Here is a 20,029-nt window from a genome sequence, read left to right as displayed (position 1 = left end):
CGAATGAATAATAAAATTATCATATACCAGGTATTTACACGTTTGTTTGGAAACGACAACAATCATTGTATACATAATGGTAATATCCAAGAGAATGGATGTGGAAAAATGGCCGACTTTACCAATCAGACCCTGAAGGAAATAAAGAAACTTGGGGCTACACACATTTGGTATACAGGTATCATTGAACATGCCACTCAAACGGATTATAGACAATACAATATCCGTCCGGATCATCCGGCTGTGGTAAAAGGAAAAGCCGGATCGCCTTATGCTATTAAAGATTATTACGACATTGACCCGGATTTGGCAAAAGATGTGCCCGGCAGAATGAAAGAGTTTGAAGATTTGGTAGACCGGAGCCATGAAAACAACCTTAAGGTTATTATGGATTTTGTTCCAAATCATGTTGCCCGACAATATCATTCGGATGCTCAACCGGATGGCAGTATTGATTTAGGTGCCAATGATGACGATACACTGGCTTTTAGTCCGTATAATAACTTCTATTACATACCCGGACACGATCTGCATGCACAGTTCGATATGAAAGCCGGTGCCGATAGTTCTTATCATGAAAAGCCTGCCAAGGCAACCGGTAACGACCGGTTCGACCCCTACCCTACTATTAACGACTGGTACGAAACGATTAAACTGAATTATGGCATAGATTATCTGAACGGAGGCAGCAAACATTTTAACCCCACACCTGATACCTGGCTTAAAATGTTGGATGTACTTTTGTTCTGGTCATCAAAAGGAGTAGATGGATTCAGGTGTGACATGGCCGAAATGGTGCCTGTTGAGTTCTGGGAATGGGTTATTCCACAGGTTAAAGACATTTATCCGGATATCATTTTTATTGCTGAAGTATATAATCCACATGAATACAAGAATTATTTATTCAGAGGAAAATTTGATTATTTATATGATAAGGTAGGACTATATGATACATTACGTAATGTAATGTGTGGCTACGAGTCGGCTAAAGCCATTACCCGCAGTTGGCAGTCTTTGAATGGAATAGAGAAACGCATGCTTAATTTCCTCGAGAACCACGACGAGCAACGAATTGCATCTAACTTTTTTGCAGGCAATGCACAAAAAGGTATTCCCGCATTCATTGTAACAGCATGTATGAATACAAATCCGGTAATGGTTTATTTTGGTCAGGAACTGGGCGAACCTGGAATGGATAATGAAGGGTTCAGTGGTTGTGACGGACGTACTACTATATTCGATTATTGGAGTGTAAACAGCATACGCCAATGGAGAAATGGTGGATATTTTGGAAGTAAGGCACTAACTAAAGAACAAAAATCACTGCGCGATATGTATCAAAGGATTCTTACTATTTGCAATAATGAAAAGGCTATTAGCGAAGGAGAATTCTTTGATTTGATGTATGCAAATGAAAACGGCTGGCGTTTCAATGAGCACAAACAGTATGTTTTCCTACGCAAACATGAAAAGGAATTATTACTAATTGCAGTAAATTTTGATTCTACCCCTGTTGATATTGCTATCAATATACCTTCGCATGCATTTGATTTTCTACGAATACCTCCTTTAGAAACTTGTGTTGCTACTGATTTGTTAACTGGTAAAAAGGAAAATATATGCTGTTTGCCTTATAAAGCTACAGATATATCTATAGATAAGTATAATGGGAAAGTGTTGAAGATAAGTTTATAATTCACAAAAAATTGGGAGGGCCCAAAGCCCTCCTTTATAAATTTTCTATCTCTTTATGTGTTAACCCTGTTATCTCTACTATATTTTCTATTGAAATACCTTTTGCTTTCATTATGGAAGCCACTTCGAGTTTTCCTTCTGTTTTCCCTTCTTCTTTTCCTTCCAATCTTCCTTCCAGTCTTCCTTCCAGTCTTCCTTCTTCTTTTCCTTCCAATCTTCCTTCTGCTTTTCCTTCCTGGTATCCTTCATAATGTCCTGTTTCAAGAACACTTCGTTGATAAGCAACAGCATCCATGTGAGCAATATAGGCTCTACGTTCGTCATCAGGAAGAGCATCCATGCGTAACCGTTCACGCGCTTCAGGTAAACCGGCAGCAGTAGCATTTTCATCTATCTCGCCTGTTTTCAAAAAAGAAATCCATTGGTCAAGAGGTTCAATGGCATGCTTATCGAAGTCGTTCACACGAAGCACATAGTACTCAGGAAATATTTCACCAGCTTCTTGTTTAATGAAACGTTCACGTTGGTGAACCGAAAGTTGAAGCAGGTCGTTAGTATGGATTCCTCTAAAATCTGTTTTTCCATGATACACATAGTCGGTACCTTGTCCTAATTCAAAGTAGACTATATTGATAGAGTATACTTTACGTACTTTGCCGTACGCTTCACCACGATGTATATATTCGGTTATTACTTTCGAAGTACCATAGAGCATACGGTGAAAATAGTCGAGTTCACGATTGTTTTGCACCTCAATAAGTAAAAGTTCACCTTTACTATTTTGTACAAGCATATCAACACTATTGAACTTATCATCATAAGCTTCTTGATTACCTTCACTTTCTAATATATGTTGGATATGCATTTCTTCACCAAGCAGTACAGTGAGGAGACCTTCAAGAACTACAAAGTTAGATTTGTTGCGCAATAATCTTTTTATAGCCCAGTCGAAACGAATTAAACAAGGATTACTCATATTTTTCTTTTTAGTATAATGTTATAACAAAGATACTCTTAAATATTAGAAAATGAATATTTTTCGCTTAGGTTTCTTTATAATGTAGATTATTACAACGAAAAGCCTACACTCTCTTTTTGAGGGTAAGCACCGGCAATAAAAAGAAAAGACCAATTAGCGACATAACCAATCCTCCTATCGTTCCAGCTGCCAGCGGAAACCAGAATGATTCTTTATCAGTACCAACCATAAAAGGAATAAATCCAAGTATGGTTGAAACAACAGTTAAGAAAATTGGCATAACTTTGGCATTCCATGCTTTGGTATATGCTTTTAATGGTGATATGTTAGGAATACGACGACGAATGGAATTAAACTCGTTCAGGATATAAATGCTGGCATTTACTGTTATACCACAAAGTAAAACAAAGGCAGCAAAACCACCCTGATCAAAGTTAAGTTTAAACCAATAAAATGTAAGAAACACCCCTATATACGAAACCGGTATAACAAATATAATGGCCAATGGCTGTTTTAGTGAATTGAAAAGAATACTGGATATAAAGAAAATAATAGCAATAATAACTAATAACAAAAGATATTGCTTACTATCTTTTTTATTCCAATACCAATTTGTTCCTCCTGCTTCAACTGTATATCCCATCGGAAGTTCATCCTTGAATTCTTCCAGATCACGCTTTTGCAATTTTCGACCCTGTTCGTTAGAGCCAATATACTCGTATTGTAAATGTAAACGATATTGTTGATTCTCTTTGGCTATTTTCTGGGGCATTTGTCCTTTTTCTACTGTTGCCAATTCGCTTATTTTATAATACTTACTATTCACTGGAAAAGGAAAATATTGAAGAGCCCATATATCATATTCATGCGATTGACGGGAGTTTAACTTGATTTTCTCCAAACCATTTTCTGTTATAACTGTTCCGGCTTCCATATTCTTACCAAAAACTGGCTGTAAGGAAGCAAATAAATTCATTGCAGAAATATCTTCCTCGGCCATTCGGGATTTATTCAAGTTGAAATAGAACTCTTGATAATCATCTTTCCACCATGAATATTCCGAACTGATAATAACCTCTTTTATACGCCGATGGCTCAATAAGCGTTCTTTTAGTTTCTCGGCATAACTATACAGTTCATCATAGTTATAACCATATATTTTAATTTCGAAAGTACCGGCACTTTCGCGTACATCGTTTGAGAATCCCATATCCTGCAATCCAAACACTCCCCAGCTGCCACCACCCAGTTGCAAAGCTTTACTTATGATATTAGATTTCAAGGTATAAGGAAAACCACTCCGCTGGTGCTCGTCAGTAAAATAGATATTGATACTACCCCGTAACGGACTGTATACAGATGTTTGGAATTGCTTGATTTCTTTGAACTCACTCAAGTATATTTCCATCCGTTTTATAAGGTTATTCATTTGTTCCAATGTACTACCATTGGGCAAATTAGCATTGATGTACAATACAACTTCTTCGTTTCGGGTAAAATAACTTCCTTCGTAAACCTTTTGCACAAACAAACGTAAACTTCCTCCTAATACTTTGTCAGTTATGGGTTTTATGTTTTCTTTATAGGTAGTCGATCCGAACATTTTGTTATAAAAGTCGGGCCATTTCCCCTCTCCTTCCAGCTTATCGGGCAGCATAAATACTGGTAGGCCGAAAAGCAGAATCATTAAAACACATACAGCTATTCTCCACCTACATAGGAAACGTATCAGTACAGCATAGAACCGGGTGAAATAAACAGCTCCTCTTTTATAAAATGTTTTTTTATGTTTTCCAAAAGCCAAACGGAATCGGGTTGTCTTGTTTCCACTTTTACGAAGGTGGATTTTATCAATTAATGCCGGAACCAAAAACAGTGCGACAAACAGTGATACAGCCAGACTTATAATAACTACAGCCGCAAAATCTTGTAAATTCAATCTTATTTTCTCGTCCAGGAAAAATATAATAACCAATGCCCCCATTGTGGTAAGTGTAGCAGCCAGAATAGACATAAATGCCTTCAGGTTTTTGCGATGGAGTATATGATCGGTCATTACTATGGTATTATCTATAATCAGATTCAATGATACTGTTATACCTGCCAGTGAATACAATTGCATCTCTAAACCAAACAGATAATAAAAGATAATTGCAATTGCTACATTTATTGTTAAACTGATAACAATTAACAGAAGATATTTGAAATTGATGGTGATTATGAAAACAAATACCAGAAGTATTAAGACAGTTAAGCCTGTGCGTAGATAAATTTTATCCAGTTCTTTCTGAATAAACTCTGTTGCATTATAGCTCATGTGCATTTCATAACCTTGCGGCAAAATCCGGCGAATATTTTGAAGTTCGTTTTGTACCTCCGTACTTAGTTGCAGCTGGTTTGCTGTTTCTTCTGCTGTAATTGATAAGTATATTGAATTCAGCCCGTTGATGCGGAAGTAGTTTCGGGGCTCTTCTTCAACATAATCTACCCGAACCAGTGCATCCAGCTTAATTAATTTACCCTCCGAACTGGTTACTAAAATATCCGACGCATTAAATTGGGTGGTATCATGTTCTGGAACCAAGGTTAACCGTATCCATTCCTTCTCCCCATTCATTGTTTCCATATCGCAGGTACCCAAAAAGTCTTTATGATAATGCCGTGAAACTGCTTGTTTGATATCCTGAATAGTGACACCATAGGTACGCAATAACTCACTATCGTATTCCAGCCTCCATTCCATAGGCGTTGCGCCACTTACATTTATACGGTATATACCTGGTATTTGAGCCAAACGTGTTTTAATATGCTCTTCGGCAAATTGTTGTATCACTATTGGAGTGGCAGGAGCATTCAGTGTAAATGTCATAAAGGGCCGCGATGCATTATCGTCGGGCATCTTCATTTGGATGTAGGGGTATGTTACTTCCTCGGGCAATTGCGGCCATGTTTGCCGGATAATGGTGGATGCTTCAAAACGAACAGCATCAATATCGGCATGTTTATCCAGTTCAATGGTAATGTTTCCCCATCCATTTCCGGAGTTCGAATCCATTTTTCTTACGCCCTTGATACGGGCTAGCATGGCTTCGAGTTTACTCGTGGCTTCCTGTTCCACAACACGGGCCGAACTTCCCGGCATGCTAAACTGAACAGTAAATCCGGGAAGGGATCGGGAAGGATTTAGTTTTACAGGTAATAAAGGTATAAGAGCTAACCCCACCAATGCAACACATATAAACGCAACAATAAGAGTAAAGGAAGAAATACGTCGTTTTTCTTCTAGTTGAGAGTTGAGAGTTGAAAGTTGAGAGTTGTTAGCCATTTGTTACATTAAAATTTGTATTCAAAACCATCTGATAGCGAAACGCCAGTTTCAAAATCATGCAAAGTAAGCTTCCTTATCTTATAATAATTCAACCAATAATTTTGTAAAGCAGATATATAATTCCGTTGTGCTTCCTGCTGACGGTTTAATGAAAGGGTTAAACTATTAATATCTGCCTTGCCGATAATGAAACGTTGTCGTGTCTGCTCATAAGCCAATACCGAAAGATCAAGTGCTTCCTCGGCACTGGCAATCATATTTTGTTGAATATTAAATTCATTGACAGTCATAATTACCTCTTCTTCCAAACTGATTTCATCCTGCCGGGCAGAGATTCTCAATACATTTAAATCATTGCGAGCCATGTTATATTTTCCCTTTCGCACACCCCAGTCTATCAATGGTATAGATACACTAACTGATATCAACTCCTGTCTTGTTGGATCAGTATATACATCTTTGAATTTATATGCCGATTGATTATACCCAAGACTGGCGGATATACTGGCATTGAACCGGGATTCTTTTTTAGTTTTATCCACATTTCTTTCGCCTTCCAATATTTTTTGTTTCAGGTTCAGATAATCAGGATTATTCTGTCGTGCAAATAACAAAGCTTCATCAATGGATATAATCAAATCGCCCGAACGATTGGGCAAATCTAGTTTTATTTCTGTATTACGATCCAGATTAAGATAGGTTGCCAATGCCGACATTGCACGTTTAAGAGCAGTAGATTTATTTTGCAATGTATTTTGTGCATTTACAAAATCAAGTTTTAGGGTTAATAAATCGGCTTGGGATATAGAAGCTATTTTATGACGCTGTGTTCCAATACGATAAAGCGTATCCGAAGACATCACATTGTCTTTTGCCAATTGAAATTCGGCCTGTGCCATTGCAAGGGCAAAGAAATATTCGGTAACAGTTTCCGAAACCTGTTCCATATTGTAAATAAACTCCTTTTTAACTTTCTCGTATTTAAGAGGTTCTATCTTTTTCTCCCATCGAAAAGCGTTATATCCTATCAAACTTTGTTGATACCCTATTCTTATGGGGATAGTGGTAAATTGGTTAAAGGTTGTCTCGCCAAAGTTACGCATAAACCCTAGCTCGGAATCAATAAAGAATGTACCTCCTGTTAAATCCAGATTCTGTCTGATGGCCAGATTGCCGTAAGCCGAAAAGCTTCGCTGACTACGATATACATCTATATTCTGTCCTGAATCATATCTTTTTGTAATATCCCGATAATATTCGGCCGGAGTAGTGTTTAAGGTAAGACTCGGCAAACGGTTTGCCTTAAAAGTCCGGTATTCCCAATAACCAGCCAGATACATATTTTCATTTCGAAAAGCCTGTAATGAACTATCATTAGCCAGATCAATGGTACGCTGCAAGTTCAATTGCATAACCTGCTGGGAATGGAGAACAGAAGTAAGAAGTAAGAAGCAAGGAGTAAGAATCCATGCGGAAAGTATTCTATTCTTATTTATTTTATAATTCTTCATATCTATATATCTTTTATTCTTTACCTACTATACCTCCTTTACCTGACTTTACTTCCTTCTTCCTATAAATAAACCAATAAATAAGAGGAATAATAAACAAACTAACCAATGTTCCTATTACCATGGTACCAATCATTGCTATGGATAAAGGTTTCTGCAATTCAGAACCCATATCCGACGAAAACATGAAAGGAACCATAGCAAATATAGTAGTGAGCGAAGTCATTACAATAGGACGTATACGTCTGCGACCGGCCTCGTGTATGGCTTCCATCAGGGGTACACCTTTTTTACGTAATTCATTTATAGCATCCAGTTTAAGGATAGAGTCATTGATTATAATACCACAGGTTACTATCAATCCAATGGCCGACATAAGATTTAAAGTATGTCCGCAAAGCCACAATATAATAAGTGCAAAACCCACATCCACAGGAATCTCCATTAAAACAATAAGTGGTTGCAGGAAACTTTCGAACTGTGCAGCCAGAATAAAATACATCAGCAGGATTGAGATAAGCAGTATAACAACCAGTTCATTCAACATTTTCTGATTGGAAAAGAAACTTCCGGAGAAAGTCAGATCCCATGCATTTGTAGCCTCTGTAACCTCTTTTACTTCGCTCATTAGCTGTTCAGGCTTGTTTACATCATAAAACCTGAATGGGATATATTCACCATTTCGTCCGGCAGTAATACTTTTCAAATCTTCCGATGGAAAAATTGATATAAACTCACGCAATGGAAGATATGCAGCATTTCCTTCTTTATCTGCATTTGTTTGAATCAATGTTTCATTCAACACAGAGTTAACGGTTTTGTCATCACCAGATATAGTTATCGGCAAATATTGCTGATAAGAATGTAACATAGCTACACTATTTTCTTTGAAAGCTGTTTTTAATGTACGGTACAATTCGTCATACGATACATTATATAGAAGCAATTTTTCCTGAAGAATTCGTATATTCAATTGATTTTCAAAAGCAATTCCACTGGGTGTCAGTCCTGTTTTATTAGAAAGCTGCAGCTCCATTTCCCTTAGTTTATCGGCACCCGGTGCTAACTCCCTGTTCCGGGAATATAATTCGGCCACTACATCAGCTTCTCCGGTTACAAATAACTTCTCGAAAAAAGTTTCGGGTGGCGAGAAGGAAACAACAGCTAAAGGATAATCTTGTTTCAATTTGTTGTATATTTCCTTTTGGAGAGGAATCACCTCTTCGGGCTTTTCCATTTTGAAATAAAGCTCGGCCTCGGAAGAAGATAACTCCTGATCGCGGTTTAACAGAAAATCCTGTTGCCCAATAAACGCAGAATGTTCTATTGTTGTTTTCTGCAGATCTTCAAACAGGTGAAATATTCTTCGGCGATTTTCTTCCAGATGAATATTTTCATTCCATTCAATCCGCGTCATCAATTCGTTTTCATCAATTTCGGGCATACGAGACTTATTTATGAAAAAGAACATAAAGACACAAACTGGTACAGACAATATGCAAAACACTACAGTAAGAGTTTTGTGACTGAAAATCCAATCAACTCCCTTGTCGTAGAATGCATCTAATGTATGTTCTTTAAAAGGATTGTTTACCTTGATGGCAAAGAAACCTTTCTTTTTACGGGTCCCTACTCTATAAATAAGATAGTATAGAACCGGTAGTAAGATAATTCCGGTAAAATAAGATACCAACAACCCTACAGTAACAGAGAATGCTTCATCGAAAAAGATAGCCCCAGCAATGCCACTCATAAATATTAAAGGCACAAACACTGCTATGGTAGTGAGCGAAGAACTTAGCATAGGCGTAATAACCTCTGTGGTACCTGCTATACACGCCCGTCGCAAAGAATATCGTTTCTCCCGGTATTGGGATATATTCTCGGTAACAATAATTGAGTTATCAATCATCATACCCAATGCCAGAATCAAACCCGACAGGGAGATTATATTCAGAGACATTTTGAAAACATAGAAAAACATGAAACAGATTACAATAGAAACCAGCATGCTTAATCCTATGATAAATGGTGACTTGGCATCTCCCAGAAAAAGTATGGCAATAAAGCACATCAATAGGAAGCCAACAAAAAAGTTTTGTTTCAGGTTGGTTATGGTGTAGTCTAGTAGTTCTGTTTGGTTACGGCTTATGTTGAATTCTATGTCAGGATAAACAGTAGCAAAGTAATCGGTTGTTTCGGTAAGGGCAGCTTTCATGTTATCCATGTTCTCATCGGCTTGTTTTATTACTGCCAGTGTTACTGCTCGTTTACCGTTGTATATAGAGAAACCTTTTTCGCGCACTGGGATAATATCTACTTTGCAGAAATCTTTCAGTTGCATAATCCTGTTTCCTTTGCGTAAATAGATGCTTTCTACATCTTCTGCGGTTCTTAGTAGGGTAGCAAATTTAATGTTATATTCGTAGTAACCATCACGAACAGTCATACTACCAGGTTCTACATTGTTTTGGTTCAGGGCGTTTTCAATATCGCCTAACGATAACCCCAACATAGCCATTTTATCCGGATTGGGAACTATCTGTAACTGACGCTCTATTAGTCCGGTAACATCAACCATTGCTATTTCGGGCAATTGTTCAATCCGCCTTTTAATAACCGATTCGGAAAAATCACAAAGGTTCAGAAAGGCTTTTTCATCTGTTTCGGTATATTCTTTATCGCTTTTCAATGTCAGGTTCAAATAGAATACCGGAATATCGGTTGCACTGGCTTTAATTACTTTGGGTCTTTCGGTATTCTTGGGAAGATAGTTCATGGCAGCATCTATCTTTTCATTTACTTCGATAAATGCCAGATCGGTATTGGTTCCATAATCAAAGTTAAGGCGGATTATTCCGGCTCCGTCACGAGTTTCGCTTTGCATATCCCGCAGACGGGCAACTTGTATTAGTTGCTGACGAATGGGTTTTACAACGGTATTCTCTAATTCACGGGCAGATGTGTTTTGAGAAGATACTTGTACTGTGATTTCGGGTATAGCAATATCAGGCAGTAACGACACTGGAAGAGTGAAGTATGTTATCAGTCCTACAATGAAACAGGCTGTAAATGCCATCAGGACTGCTATTGGACGCTGTATTAAGAATTTTATCATTAAATATATTTTTGAAACGCAGATTAACGCAGATTAACACAGATTTTTAGTTTATATTTAATCTGCGTCAATCTGCGTTAATCTGCGTTTTGAAATGTTATTCATTATACTTAGTTCAATTTATTAGTTCAATTTATTACACTTACTGGTGCTTCGTGAGCCAAGTTTATATTGCCTGAAACAATTACTGTATCGCCTTCTTTTAGGCCATCTGCAATGGTATAGTATTCAGCGTTTTCTAAAGCGGTTTGTACATAATTCCACATGGCTTTTCCATCTTTATATGTGAATACAACTTGTTTACCCGAACGTAATACTACAGCGCTTTTAGGTACAACCAGTTGTTCGCCCAGTGAACGATGCACACTTACTCTTACATTCATACCAGTAAATAATTTGTTGCTATCAACACGGGCCTTTACACGTACCATTCCTTTTTCATCAACAAGAGGGTTAATTTCCGTAATGCTACCATTATATTTAGATGAGATTTCGGCAAAAGGGCTCACCACTACTTTATCGCCGGTTTTAATAAGCGGTAGTTCGCTTTCAAGAACAGTAAAGTCGACCTCCATTCCACGGCTATCAATGATAGTACAAAAAACTTCGGAAGTGTTTGCCATATTGTATGGTTTGGCAAACAGATTTGCTACAACTCCATCGAATGGAGCCAGCAGGGTTGCTTTTTCTTCTTCGTGTTGAGCCAGTTCATACAAATATTTATTTTGGTCATAAGAACTCTTAACTTTAGCAAGCTTCATAATATCTTCGGGTACCTGTGAAAGATTATCCAGATTATACCCCTGCCCTATTAGTACATCCTGCAAATCGAGTTCGGCCCGGTCCATCGCATCTTTAGATTGAGCTAGTTTATTGGTAATACGGAACTTATCCAGTTCGGCTATCTTTTGTCCTTTGCGCACCCTATCTCCGTTCTTTACCCAGATATTAGCTATTATTTCGGAGCTTTGAAAAAACAGATCAGCCATGCTGCGGGCAGCAACCTTACCATTGCTTATTAACTCGTGGTTAAAAGCCTGTCGGTTAAGAGGCAGAACAGTAACCTCATTTTTCATATCAGGAAGAACTGTTGAAACTCCTTCTTCGGTAGTTTCAGATTTCTTTTCACCAGAGCAGGCAGTTACTATGCTTACTAAAGCGAAGACAAAGAATATAGCCAGATTGCTTTTCATGCTGTATTGTTTTTTTGCTTTGAATGAGACAAAGATAATTTATTATTTCAATAATTCCTCTTGTTTAGAGGTGGACAAACTGCTTGTTGACATCATAAACTAAACTGCTATAAATTAAACATTTACTGTATTTCGTTTATTCTTTTTCAATGGACATATTGTTTTTAAAGTTGATAAAGATAATAAAGAAGATAAAGATGATAAAGTTGATAAAAGCATAAATATTGATGTTGCATTATAAAATGAACTAACTCTATAATCTTTATCTACTTTATAACCTTTATCTACTCTATAACCTACAAATCAAAATCAACTGTATAGAAAACAACAATTGGTTCGCCAGTATCTTCATTGTACTTTATGAAAATAAATTCATCATTATAAGTAGCAAGTGGAAATGAAACATTTTCATCCTCCATACTTAATAAGAGTGATTGCTTTGTTTTTTTATTGTAATAGAACGAATAATTTTTTCCTTTATAAAAATCAATGTGTAAAACATCTTTCGTTTGAATATAATTCAGAAAGAAAGCATAATTATTATCTAGTATTTGTTCTCTTACTTTTAATGGATGCATATTAGCTGCTTTTTCAAAAAAGTCTTTCGAGGGCCAATCTTTACCAAAATCAATTTCATACATAGCTTTAGATTTATTGCCATCTAACAAGTAAATACAATTGCTTACTGTTGGAAGAAAAGATATTCCGGTACCATATTTCCTTAATGACTTCCGCGGATTAAATGCTGCAACAGAAGGGTTTAAAGGTGTAGAAGGGAAAAACTTATCCAACATCTTTCCATCTTGGCTCAATTTAAATAAAAAGAAACCATCAGTTTTTTCCGCGGAAAAATTTCCATTGTTCACAATGATATTATCGTCCTTATCTAATATAAAGTCGACAGCCATAAAATCATATTTGATTTCTTTTATATACTCTCCTTTGGGGGAATAATATATAAACTTACGTGAATTGGTATCCATGATAACAATATTGCCTGTCTTTTTCTCAATATTAAAATTATCAGGAAGTACAAACTCACCAGGTCCTCTTCCTTTTTTATTTATGATATGTTGTAGCTTACCATCTCTGTTATAAACAAATAAAGACTTTGCTTTTGAGCTATCTAATATATAAATTCTATTATGATCTACAATTAATTTATCAACTTGCCCTATTGGATAGTCTTCACTTTCTTCCAGTTTCTGAATGGTCATGGAATAATTTGTGTATGGAAATTTTTTATGTTTATACTCTTTCTGGAAATCAACTTTAATCACTTCAACATCAGATTGTTGATTCTTAGCATTGTTAACACCTAAGATACTTAAAAAAGAGAGCAGGAAAATTGCAATAGGGTTCATCATATTTTGATTTTAAATGGTTTCTTGATTTAATCGCAAGAAAAGTATTATTTCTTATTCTCCCTAATTATTTAACAATAATTCATTCTTTGCATACAATCTACTTATATTTCGGAACCATTTTCTGTATCTCCTCCCGCATCTGCCTGATAGCCGTCGACTGTACCTTCGGTTCTTTAGTCAACACCAATTCAGCCATTTTATTAAACTTTTCCTGTTGATAGAACGCTGGTTCTGCATATAATTTAGCCAACAAATAATAAGGATAAATTCTTCCCGGAAGCCTGTTTGTTGAACGCAATAACCAGTACTCTGCTTCCTCATATTGTCCTTGCTCCTGATAGTTCTTACCTATCACATTAAATATCATCGGATCGCAACTATACTGTGCAGCCTCTTTTAATATTTCTGTTGAACGTACATAGTTACTTCGTTTATGGTGTGCATGCCCATATTCAAATAAAAAAGCCGGATGTCTTTTTAAGGAAGGATACAATACGGCATACTCTTTGATGGCCGATTCGTAAGCACCTGCCTGATAAAGCATCCGGCTTTGGGTCCATTTACAACACTCTTTATACATACTATCTTTCTGTAAAACAAAACCCATAAAACCAAGAGACAGAGCAAATAAACCTAACCAGTATCTATTTGCCTCTAAAACACAAGCTGTTAACAGAAAAATAAATGTAATAACAAAAACCGGTAATTGAAATGGATAAGAAGAGAAAGCAAATATCAACAACGAAATAATAGCTGCACTTATACCGATTCGTTGTTTCTTTATGCCTAGATAGAGGCAAATAAATATAACTAATAAAACAGCAACCAGCACAGGGATGCCCCATTCTAAAGCAATATGAAGGTATTCATTGAATGCATACTCAGGACTGCCGGCAACCAGTTCTTCTTGTTCTGTATAATTACCTGATGCAAAGTATGTTTCCTGCGCATTGCCATAAGCTATTGCAAAACTGTTTGCTCCGTGGCCGGTTAGTGGTTTTTGCAGAATTGCTTGTGTACTGATTTTCCACATAAAGAGGCGACCACTTGCAGAATCTTTCTTAATAGAAAACAAAAAGATAACAATGAGGCCCAACAAGATAAACAATATTATACTACCAACTGCCATTTGCTTTCTATATACACTCCATGCGTGCTTTAATTTCACAAACCATGAATAATGAACTGAACACACAAAACAACAAGATACAACTGCTGCTATCCATGCCGAACGACTCATACCGGCAGGAAGTACACACACAATCAATAACATCCCCAATAGGGATATGTAATATCTTAATTGAATAAAATAATTCTTTGATTTTATTTTTCTCACCCTTAACCACTCGTATAAACAGATAGGTAATACCATTGCCAGGTATCCTGAATAAGGACCGGGATTAAAAAACGATCCGGTAAGATTGAATAAAGAATGATTGGAAGTAGTAAAGCCATAAATCTGTCGCAAACCCCAAATGGCTTGTATGCTTCCCAACCCAATTAGTATCCATGAAAGTATGCAGGAAAACTTTGGATAGAATAGTTTTTGAGGCACGGAAAGAATTGCAGCAACTAATCCTGCTATACAAAAAATGATACAAGTCCAACCAATATAATACAGCTGTCCAGCTGTTTCGCCGGATGATAGTTCGGGATAAGTGATACAAACAGTACCCAAAACTATAATTGTTCCAATTATCAGTAGCAGTGAAGATGTAATATTTCTGAGCAAATTCGGCATATTATTCAATCTTTTTCAATATTCTATTCCACCTGATTTTATTCGATAACGGATCTTTTGAGTTCCAAATTCTTGTAGCTTTACCTACAATATATTCCTCCGGAAGCAGCCCCCAGTAACGGGAGTCTTGCGAATTTTCCAGTTTATCGCCACTAACAAAATAATAATTGTGCTTAAACTGATATTGATATATAACACTATCGCCCAAACAAATTTGTGATTCTTTACGATTCAGTTTCTTTTTCTGTTCCCATGAAATTAGTTGATGATACAGAATATGGGTCATACTATCTACCGCAATAATTTGTCCTTTTGCGGGTATTGCAAGCGGACCAAATTCTTTGATGGTCCAGTTCATATCTTTATTCCAGGGGTAGGTTTCCATTTGAACATATTTACACGAATCTGACAACATAGAAATATCTTTTTGCGATTGACTGTTTCCTAAATGTAACTCTTTGTTTTTTAGTTTATAAACTCCACTGTGTATTTCCAATGTATCTCCCGGCAACGCTATACACCGTTTTACATAATAACGCATTATATCAAAACTTATGCTATCCCAGGAAGATTTGGCATACGGAAAGTTAAAAACCAATACATCGTTATATGTTATTTTGCCAAATCCATACATGCGGCGTATTTTAAATTCTTCATTGTTAAAAGCAGCTTGTATATTAAATAGCCGAGCTCCCTGAATTAATTTGTTTACTAATATATAATCTCCTTCTTTCAAAGAGGGTTCCATTGAGTCGGAGGGGATACGAAAGGATGCAAAACAGAAAACCTGAAGAAACAGAAAGACAATAAAAGCTAGACAAAGATAAAAACAGAGGTTTAGTATCTTTGTAAAAAGCTGCTTTATTCGCCTTAGTATATCTTTTAAATTATCTTTCAATGCATCTTCAATTTAGTTCCCAAAATACTTGTTCCCCGTTTTCGAAAAAGAAAGGAATTTCTTCTTTTCCACGCGAATGATTCTTTAACCAAAACAAAGCCTTTGTAGGATATCGTTAGGGAAAAAAAATGCCGATACAAATATACTTATTTACGAAAACGTTCCATCCTTTTTCTCCAAAATAGAACAATTCATACACGTCGCCCAAACGAATGTTATTATCATCGTTCCGAAAGAGGTAATTGACTTCTTTTATTTCTTTCGGTTCACTTAAATCCAACCCAGCCCAACTTTCTTTTGCGTTTATGGCATCAAAGAACGTTAAAGGATCGCGATCGAAAACGGCTTCTTTTTGGTTATCATTTCTACCTTGATACGAACCTTCTGTTCCGATTATTTTGCCGTGAAGTTTTTTTCCTTCTTTATCAAAAAATTCTAATTCAGCCATATTACAATGTCCTCTTGGTCCGGATAAATAACGTATATATCGATATTTTCCGGATGTATTCAATTTAACATTATACCAACGCATCTCTGTTTCTTTATTGATGGTATGTAAGGTTATGGCGTTTCGAAAAGTTGAATCGTTCGAGACTTGAAATTTACCACCGATAATTCGCTTGCGATAGCTGAACCATGATTTTTTATATGGATATTTTCGTTTGGCAGATAAAGTTTGTGTATTAATTGTATCGGCAATGAACGAAACAAAAACTCCATCATCATTTACCTTACCTGCTCCTTGAACAAAAAAAAGTTTGCCGTTAATGTAATAAGCAGGAACATACAACGTATTTTTTTCAACTGTCGGAAAAATAAATTTTCCGGCTTTCCAAACCGACCATCGAATCGGTGTCCATCCATTCCGACTGAATGTACAGAGATACAACAGCGAATCTTTTAGATTCTCTTTTTCGATTTCGATTTCTATCGAAGCATTGTGTAGATACAAATGCGACACATCTTTTTTGAAAACAGTATTTAATAAAGGTGGCAAATCTTTTCGTCCGTTGGTAATGATTGGTAAACTGTTTTCTTGAACCCCGAAACAGGTGCGAAATACACTTCCCATCATAGGGAATTCTTTTCCCGATCCCAGCTCTGGAAGATATCCGTTTATGGAAAAAATCCACAGGTTACCATCCGCATCAGGAACATAATTCCATAAATGGCGATCATCGTCGTACGGGTATTTTAGATAAGCATCCGTTCCTCCCGGAATACCTAATGCACGCATTAAATAAATTGCAAAATTATTAAATTCGTAACAATCACCAATACGATGAACTGTATCTAACGTTACTGCACCAGGAAACGGATAGCCGAATGGTTTTTGTTCGTTATAAAGCCATTGTTTTGCATGAATGGATTCCCACAAAACTTCGATGGCTTCTTTAGGGTCGTTCGAGTTAATCAATAAAGAATCTAAAATTGGTTGATAAGTAACGTAATAATGTTCTCTCCAATATTCTAATGGTTCGGTACTAATTCTATATGGAAGTATGGTTTCGCAAAATTCTTCAAAACTAAGATTTCGATTCCATGGCTTTTCCTCCCAAACCTTGAATGCCCAATCAATATTGTTTATTAAATAGTTGGCAGTGATAATGTGAGCGTCATATACTACTTCGTATTCATTCGGATTGAGAACACCATATTTCTGACGAAGAATTTCTATTGCTTTATCATAAGATTGATTATTTTCTACTAATTGATAATATTCCTTTTGATATTGATTAATACGTTCATGTTTGTAAGAATAATAATAAGGCATATTTTCTATCAAAAAACAGGCTGCTTTATATTTTAAACTATCATTTGCATAATGTTTCAATACTTTTTCTAACTCTATTCTATTATTTCCTGCAAATTCTTTTGCATGATCCAATTTACTTTTTTCTTGTTGACAAGAAAAAGCAACAAGAATCAATTTTAAAAGCAACAAGAATTTTAATTTAGTCATTGGTCAAATAAATCATTTTAAATAACAATGTTAAATATAGCAAACTGAGATACAAAATCTAGAATTATTCAATCAAATATAAACTCATCTTTTCTCGCAAATAATATTTTTGGATTCATCTCATTATCATATCCTAAACAGAATAACATTTCTTTTTCTTGGTTATAAGATATAGAACGTACAGGATGATTTAATTCTAAAACTTCAATAAATGCTCCATTCCAATCCAACACCAATATCTTATTTGACAAAAACACTTCATCCCTTAATGTCACTGCATCCTTCAATGTTTTTTCACTATATAAAACAAAGATATAATCGTTATTAGAGGTAACTGATGGTACTCCTAATTTTGAATCTAAAGAAAAAATCGGTGCGCCTCCTTCCATTTTAACAATAGGCATTGCTCCAACAAACTGCTTTATGTCTTTTATTTCCGACATATTGCTATAATCGTATATTTCGAATACATCGCCATACATTGAAAACCAAGCTATTCTGTCGTTAATTGCATTTCCTGTACACAATCCTTGTAAAACACATGAAAGCTCTTCTTGCGAAGGGATGGTCAGTCCAAACTCTTTAGAACTTTTTGTGTTTAAATTATGTATACCATATCTACTCTTTCCATTGTTGGTGGTTATCATTAAATGATCATCAAGAAATAAAGAAACAGTATTCTCTGGTATAGACACTCTTGATAGTAAATTTTCTTTTAAAGAATAAATAAAAAGCATTTTCCCAAAAGTGCTCTTCACAAAAACAGAATCATCATAGCCTCCCAATTGCTGTATATCAAGTAGTTCTTCGGGACCTTCTCCTTTTTTTAGAAAACGAACATAACTTTGTGTTTCTGCATTAAATACAGACAATAGATAATCTGATCCGAGATCAGATGAAACAATATAATTTCCATACGAATAGATAACACTAGGCTTCATCAGCGAATCATGGGGGTAATTATATTCATGTAAAGTCAGTTTCTTTACTTTTTCAAAATTGTCAATCAACAGAAGTGAAGTGTTTTCTGTTTTGCAAGAACAAATAGTTCCAATAAAAATCAATAAAATTATAAAATTTTTCATCATAAATACTTTAAATATTGACATCACTTTATCTTTTCACCAAATCAAGCCTCTCAAATTTCAAGACATCATCGTTGTAATTGGAATTTTTAATATGACTTGTACTAATATATAGTCCATCTTCTAAAACAAAGAATAGTTTTGAATTATAAATATATTTAGGAAATATAGTTTCTCCAATACAGTTTAATTCTTGATCGAGTATCATTATAGAAAAAAGAGCCCTTCCTGAAGATGACAATTTAAATGGATCATCATTAGAATCCATTTCAAATTTAGGGAACACTATCTGATAATACACCTTTCTATACTTATCATAAATAATACTACCATACGAAGGATGCTCATACATTGCTTTTACTACTTCAAAAGGATTTTGGGAGTTCATTCTTAAAACTTCTGCAGTTGGCATATACTTACTTTTGATGGGCTTTTCTTCAATAGATTCATGAGATATCGATGCTATTCGTAGTTTATCATCATGAAAAAAGCGATAGACAAATTTCTCTCCATCAAAACATTTACTGTAATGAGCACCAAATCCAGCAGAAGTACCAATATCAGTATAATCAATTAAGGGTGGAAAATTCATTGGCAACTCATTTATTGAACCATCTAATGAATTAATTATAGCTCCAATATGACTTTTAGATGCCATATTTTCTTTATAAAGCATATTAATGTATTGAGGCACAAATATTTTTTCTTTAAATATTGTTAAAGGATTATCAGCAGCAAGTACAACACCTAATAATTGTTTTTGGTTTTTGGTTATACTATAATCTATTTTTTCTTTTAAAATTCCTGTTGTATCTACCAGAAAAAGAGTTGGTGTAATTAGGCTAGATATAAAAATACTATCAAAATTATGAATATGAAAGCCTAAAAATCCACCGGGGATTCCATTGCTACCTTCCAGATCAATCTTCACCCGTTTAACAAAATTTCCTGTAATATTCTCGTAAATTAAAATTTCATTTCTTTGATTTTGAAAACTCAAAAATTCTTTTCCTTTGTCAGAAAAAGGAAAAACAAACAATTCTGGTAATTTTGTGCTATGATCTATTGGAAAAGTAATATATTTATTACTTCCTACAAGTGACATCAAATCTACTTTTGTGTCTTCACACGAAATAAGACAAAGGAATAAT

12 protein-coding genes are annotated in these 20,029 nt (G+C 35.5%); 1 reads left to right on the top strand and 11 read right to left on the bottom strand.

Annotated elements, in window-relative coordinates; genetic code table 11:
• Nucleotides 1–3 precede the first annotated feature (3 nt).
• Nucleotides 4–1,695, top strand: a complete 1,692-nt coding sequence (locus D0T85_RS10335) for an alpha-amylase family glycosyl hydrolase (RefSeq protein WP_163212968.1) — start codon at nucleotides 4–6, stop codon at nucleotides 1,693–1,695.
• Nucleotides 1,696–1,729: 34 nt separating this feature from the next.
• On the opposite strand, the gene D0T85_RS10330 is transcribed toward D0T85_RS10335, so the two are convergent.
• The 11 genes from D0T85_RS10330 to D0T85_RS10280 form a co-directional block, all read right to left on the bottom strand.
• Nucleotides 1,730–2,671: an Rpn family recombination-promoting nuclease/putative transposase gene (locus tag D0T85_RS10330; RefSeq protein ID WP_163212967.1), complete on the bottom strand. Its 942-nt coding sequence runs from the start codon at nucleotides 2,669–2,671 to the stop codon at nucleotides 1,730–1,732.
• 106 nt (nucleotides 2,672–2,777) lie between these two features.
• Nucleotides 2,778–5,999, bottom strand: coding sequence for an efflux RND transporter permease subunit (locus D0T85_RS10325; protein WP_163212965.1), 3,222 nt, complete (start codon nucleotides 5,997–5,999; stop codon nucleotides 2,778–2,780).
• Between the two features lie 8 nt (nucleotides 6,000–6,007).
• Nucleotides 6,008–7,513: a TolC family protein gene (locus tag D0T85_RS10320; protein WP_163212963.1), complete on the bottom strand. Its 1,506-nt coding sequence runs from the start codon at nucleotides 7,511–7,513 to the stop codon at nucleotides 6,008–6,010.
• A 13-nt stretch (nucleotides 7,514–7,526) separates the two neighbouring features.
• Nucleotides 7,527–10,631 (bottom strand): efflux RND transporter permease subunit, encoded by a 3,105-nt coding sequence (locus D0T85_RS10315; protein WP_163212961.1) that lies wholly within the window; start codon nucleotides 10,629–10,631, stop codon nucleotides 7,527–7,529.
• A gap of 128 nt (nucleotides 10,632–10,759) precedes the next feature.
• Nucleotides 10,760–11,824 (bottom strand): efflux RND transporter periplasmic adaptor subunit, encoded by a 1,065-nt coding sequence (locus D0T85_RS10310; protein ID WP_163212959.1) that lies wholly within the window; start codon nucleotides 11,822–11,824, stop codon nucleotides 10,760–10,762.
• Between the two features lie 296 nt (nucleotides 11,825–12,120).
• Nucleotides 12,121–13,191 carry a 6-bladed beta-propeller gene (locus tag D0T85_RS10305; protein WP_163212957.1) on the bottom strand — a complete coding sequence of 357 codons (1,071 nt, stop codon included), beginning with the start codon at nucleotides 13,189–13,191 and terminating at the stop codon, nucleotides 12,121–12,123.
• A gap of 97 nt (nucleotides 13,192–13,288) precedes the next feature.
• Nucleotides 13,289–14,932, bottom strand: a complete 1,644-nt coding sequence (locus D0T85_RS10300) for an O-antigen ligase family protein (RefSeq protein ID WP_163212955.1) — start codon at nucleotides 14,930–14,932, stop codon at nucleotides 13,289–13,291.
• Nucleotide 14,933: 1 nt separating this feature from the next.
• The gene (lepB, locus tag D0T85_RS10295; protein ID WP_370459951.1) at nucleotides 14,934–15,809 is read right to left on the bottom strand and encodes a signal peptidase I; all 876 of its coding nucleotides are present in this window, start codon (nucleotides 15,807–15,809) and stop codon (nucleotides 14,934–14,936) included.
• 136 nt (nucleotides 15,810–15,945) lie between these two features.
• The gene (locus D0T85_RS10290) at nucleotides 15,946–17,793 is read right to left on the bottom strand and encodes a hypothetical protein (protein ID WP_163212951.1); all 1,848 of its coding nucleotides are present in this window, start codon (nucleotides 17,791–17,793) and stop codon (nucleotides 15,946–15,948) included.
• A 68-nt stretch (nucleotides 17,794–17,861) separates the two neighbouring features.
• The gene (locus tag D0T85_RS10285; RefSeq protein ID WP_203558455.1) at nucleotides 17,862–18,902 is read right to left on the bottom strand and encodes a BF3164 family lipoprotein; all 1,041 of its coding nucleotides are present in this window, start codon (nucleotides 18,900–18,902) and stop codon (nucleotides 17,862–17,864) included.
• 4 nt (nucleotides 18,903–18,906) lie between these two features.
• Entirely contained in the window at nucleotides 18,907–19,983 is a 1,077-nt protein-coding gene (locus D0T85_RS10280; protein WP_239060693.1) for a DUF4221 family protein, read from the bottom strand.
• Between the last annotated feature and the right edge of the window lie 46 nt (nucleotides 19,984–20,029).

The organism is Bacteroides sp. 519, assembly GCF_010500955.1.
GTDB lineage: Bacteria > Bacteroidota > Bacteroidia > Bacteroidales > Bacteroidaceae > Bacteroides.
This window is presented reverse-complemented; position numbering and strand designations above follow the sequence as displayed.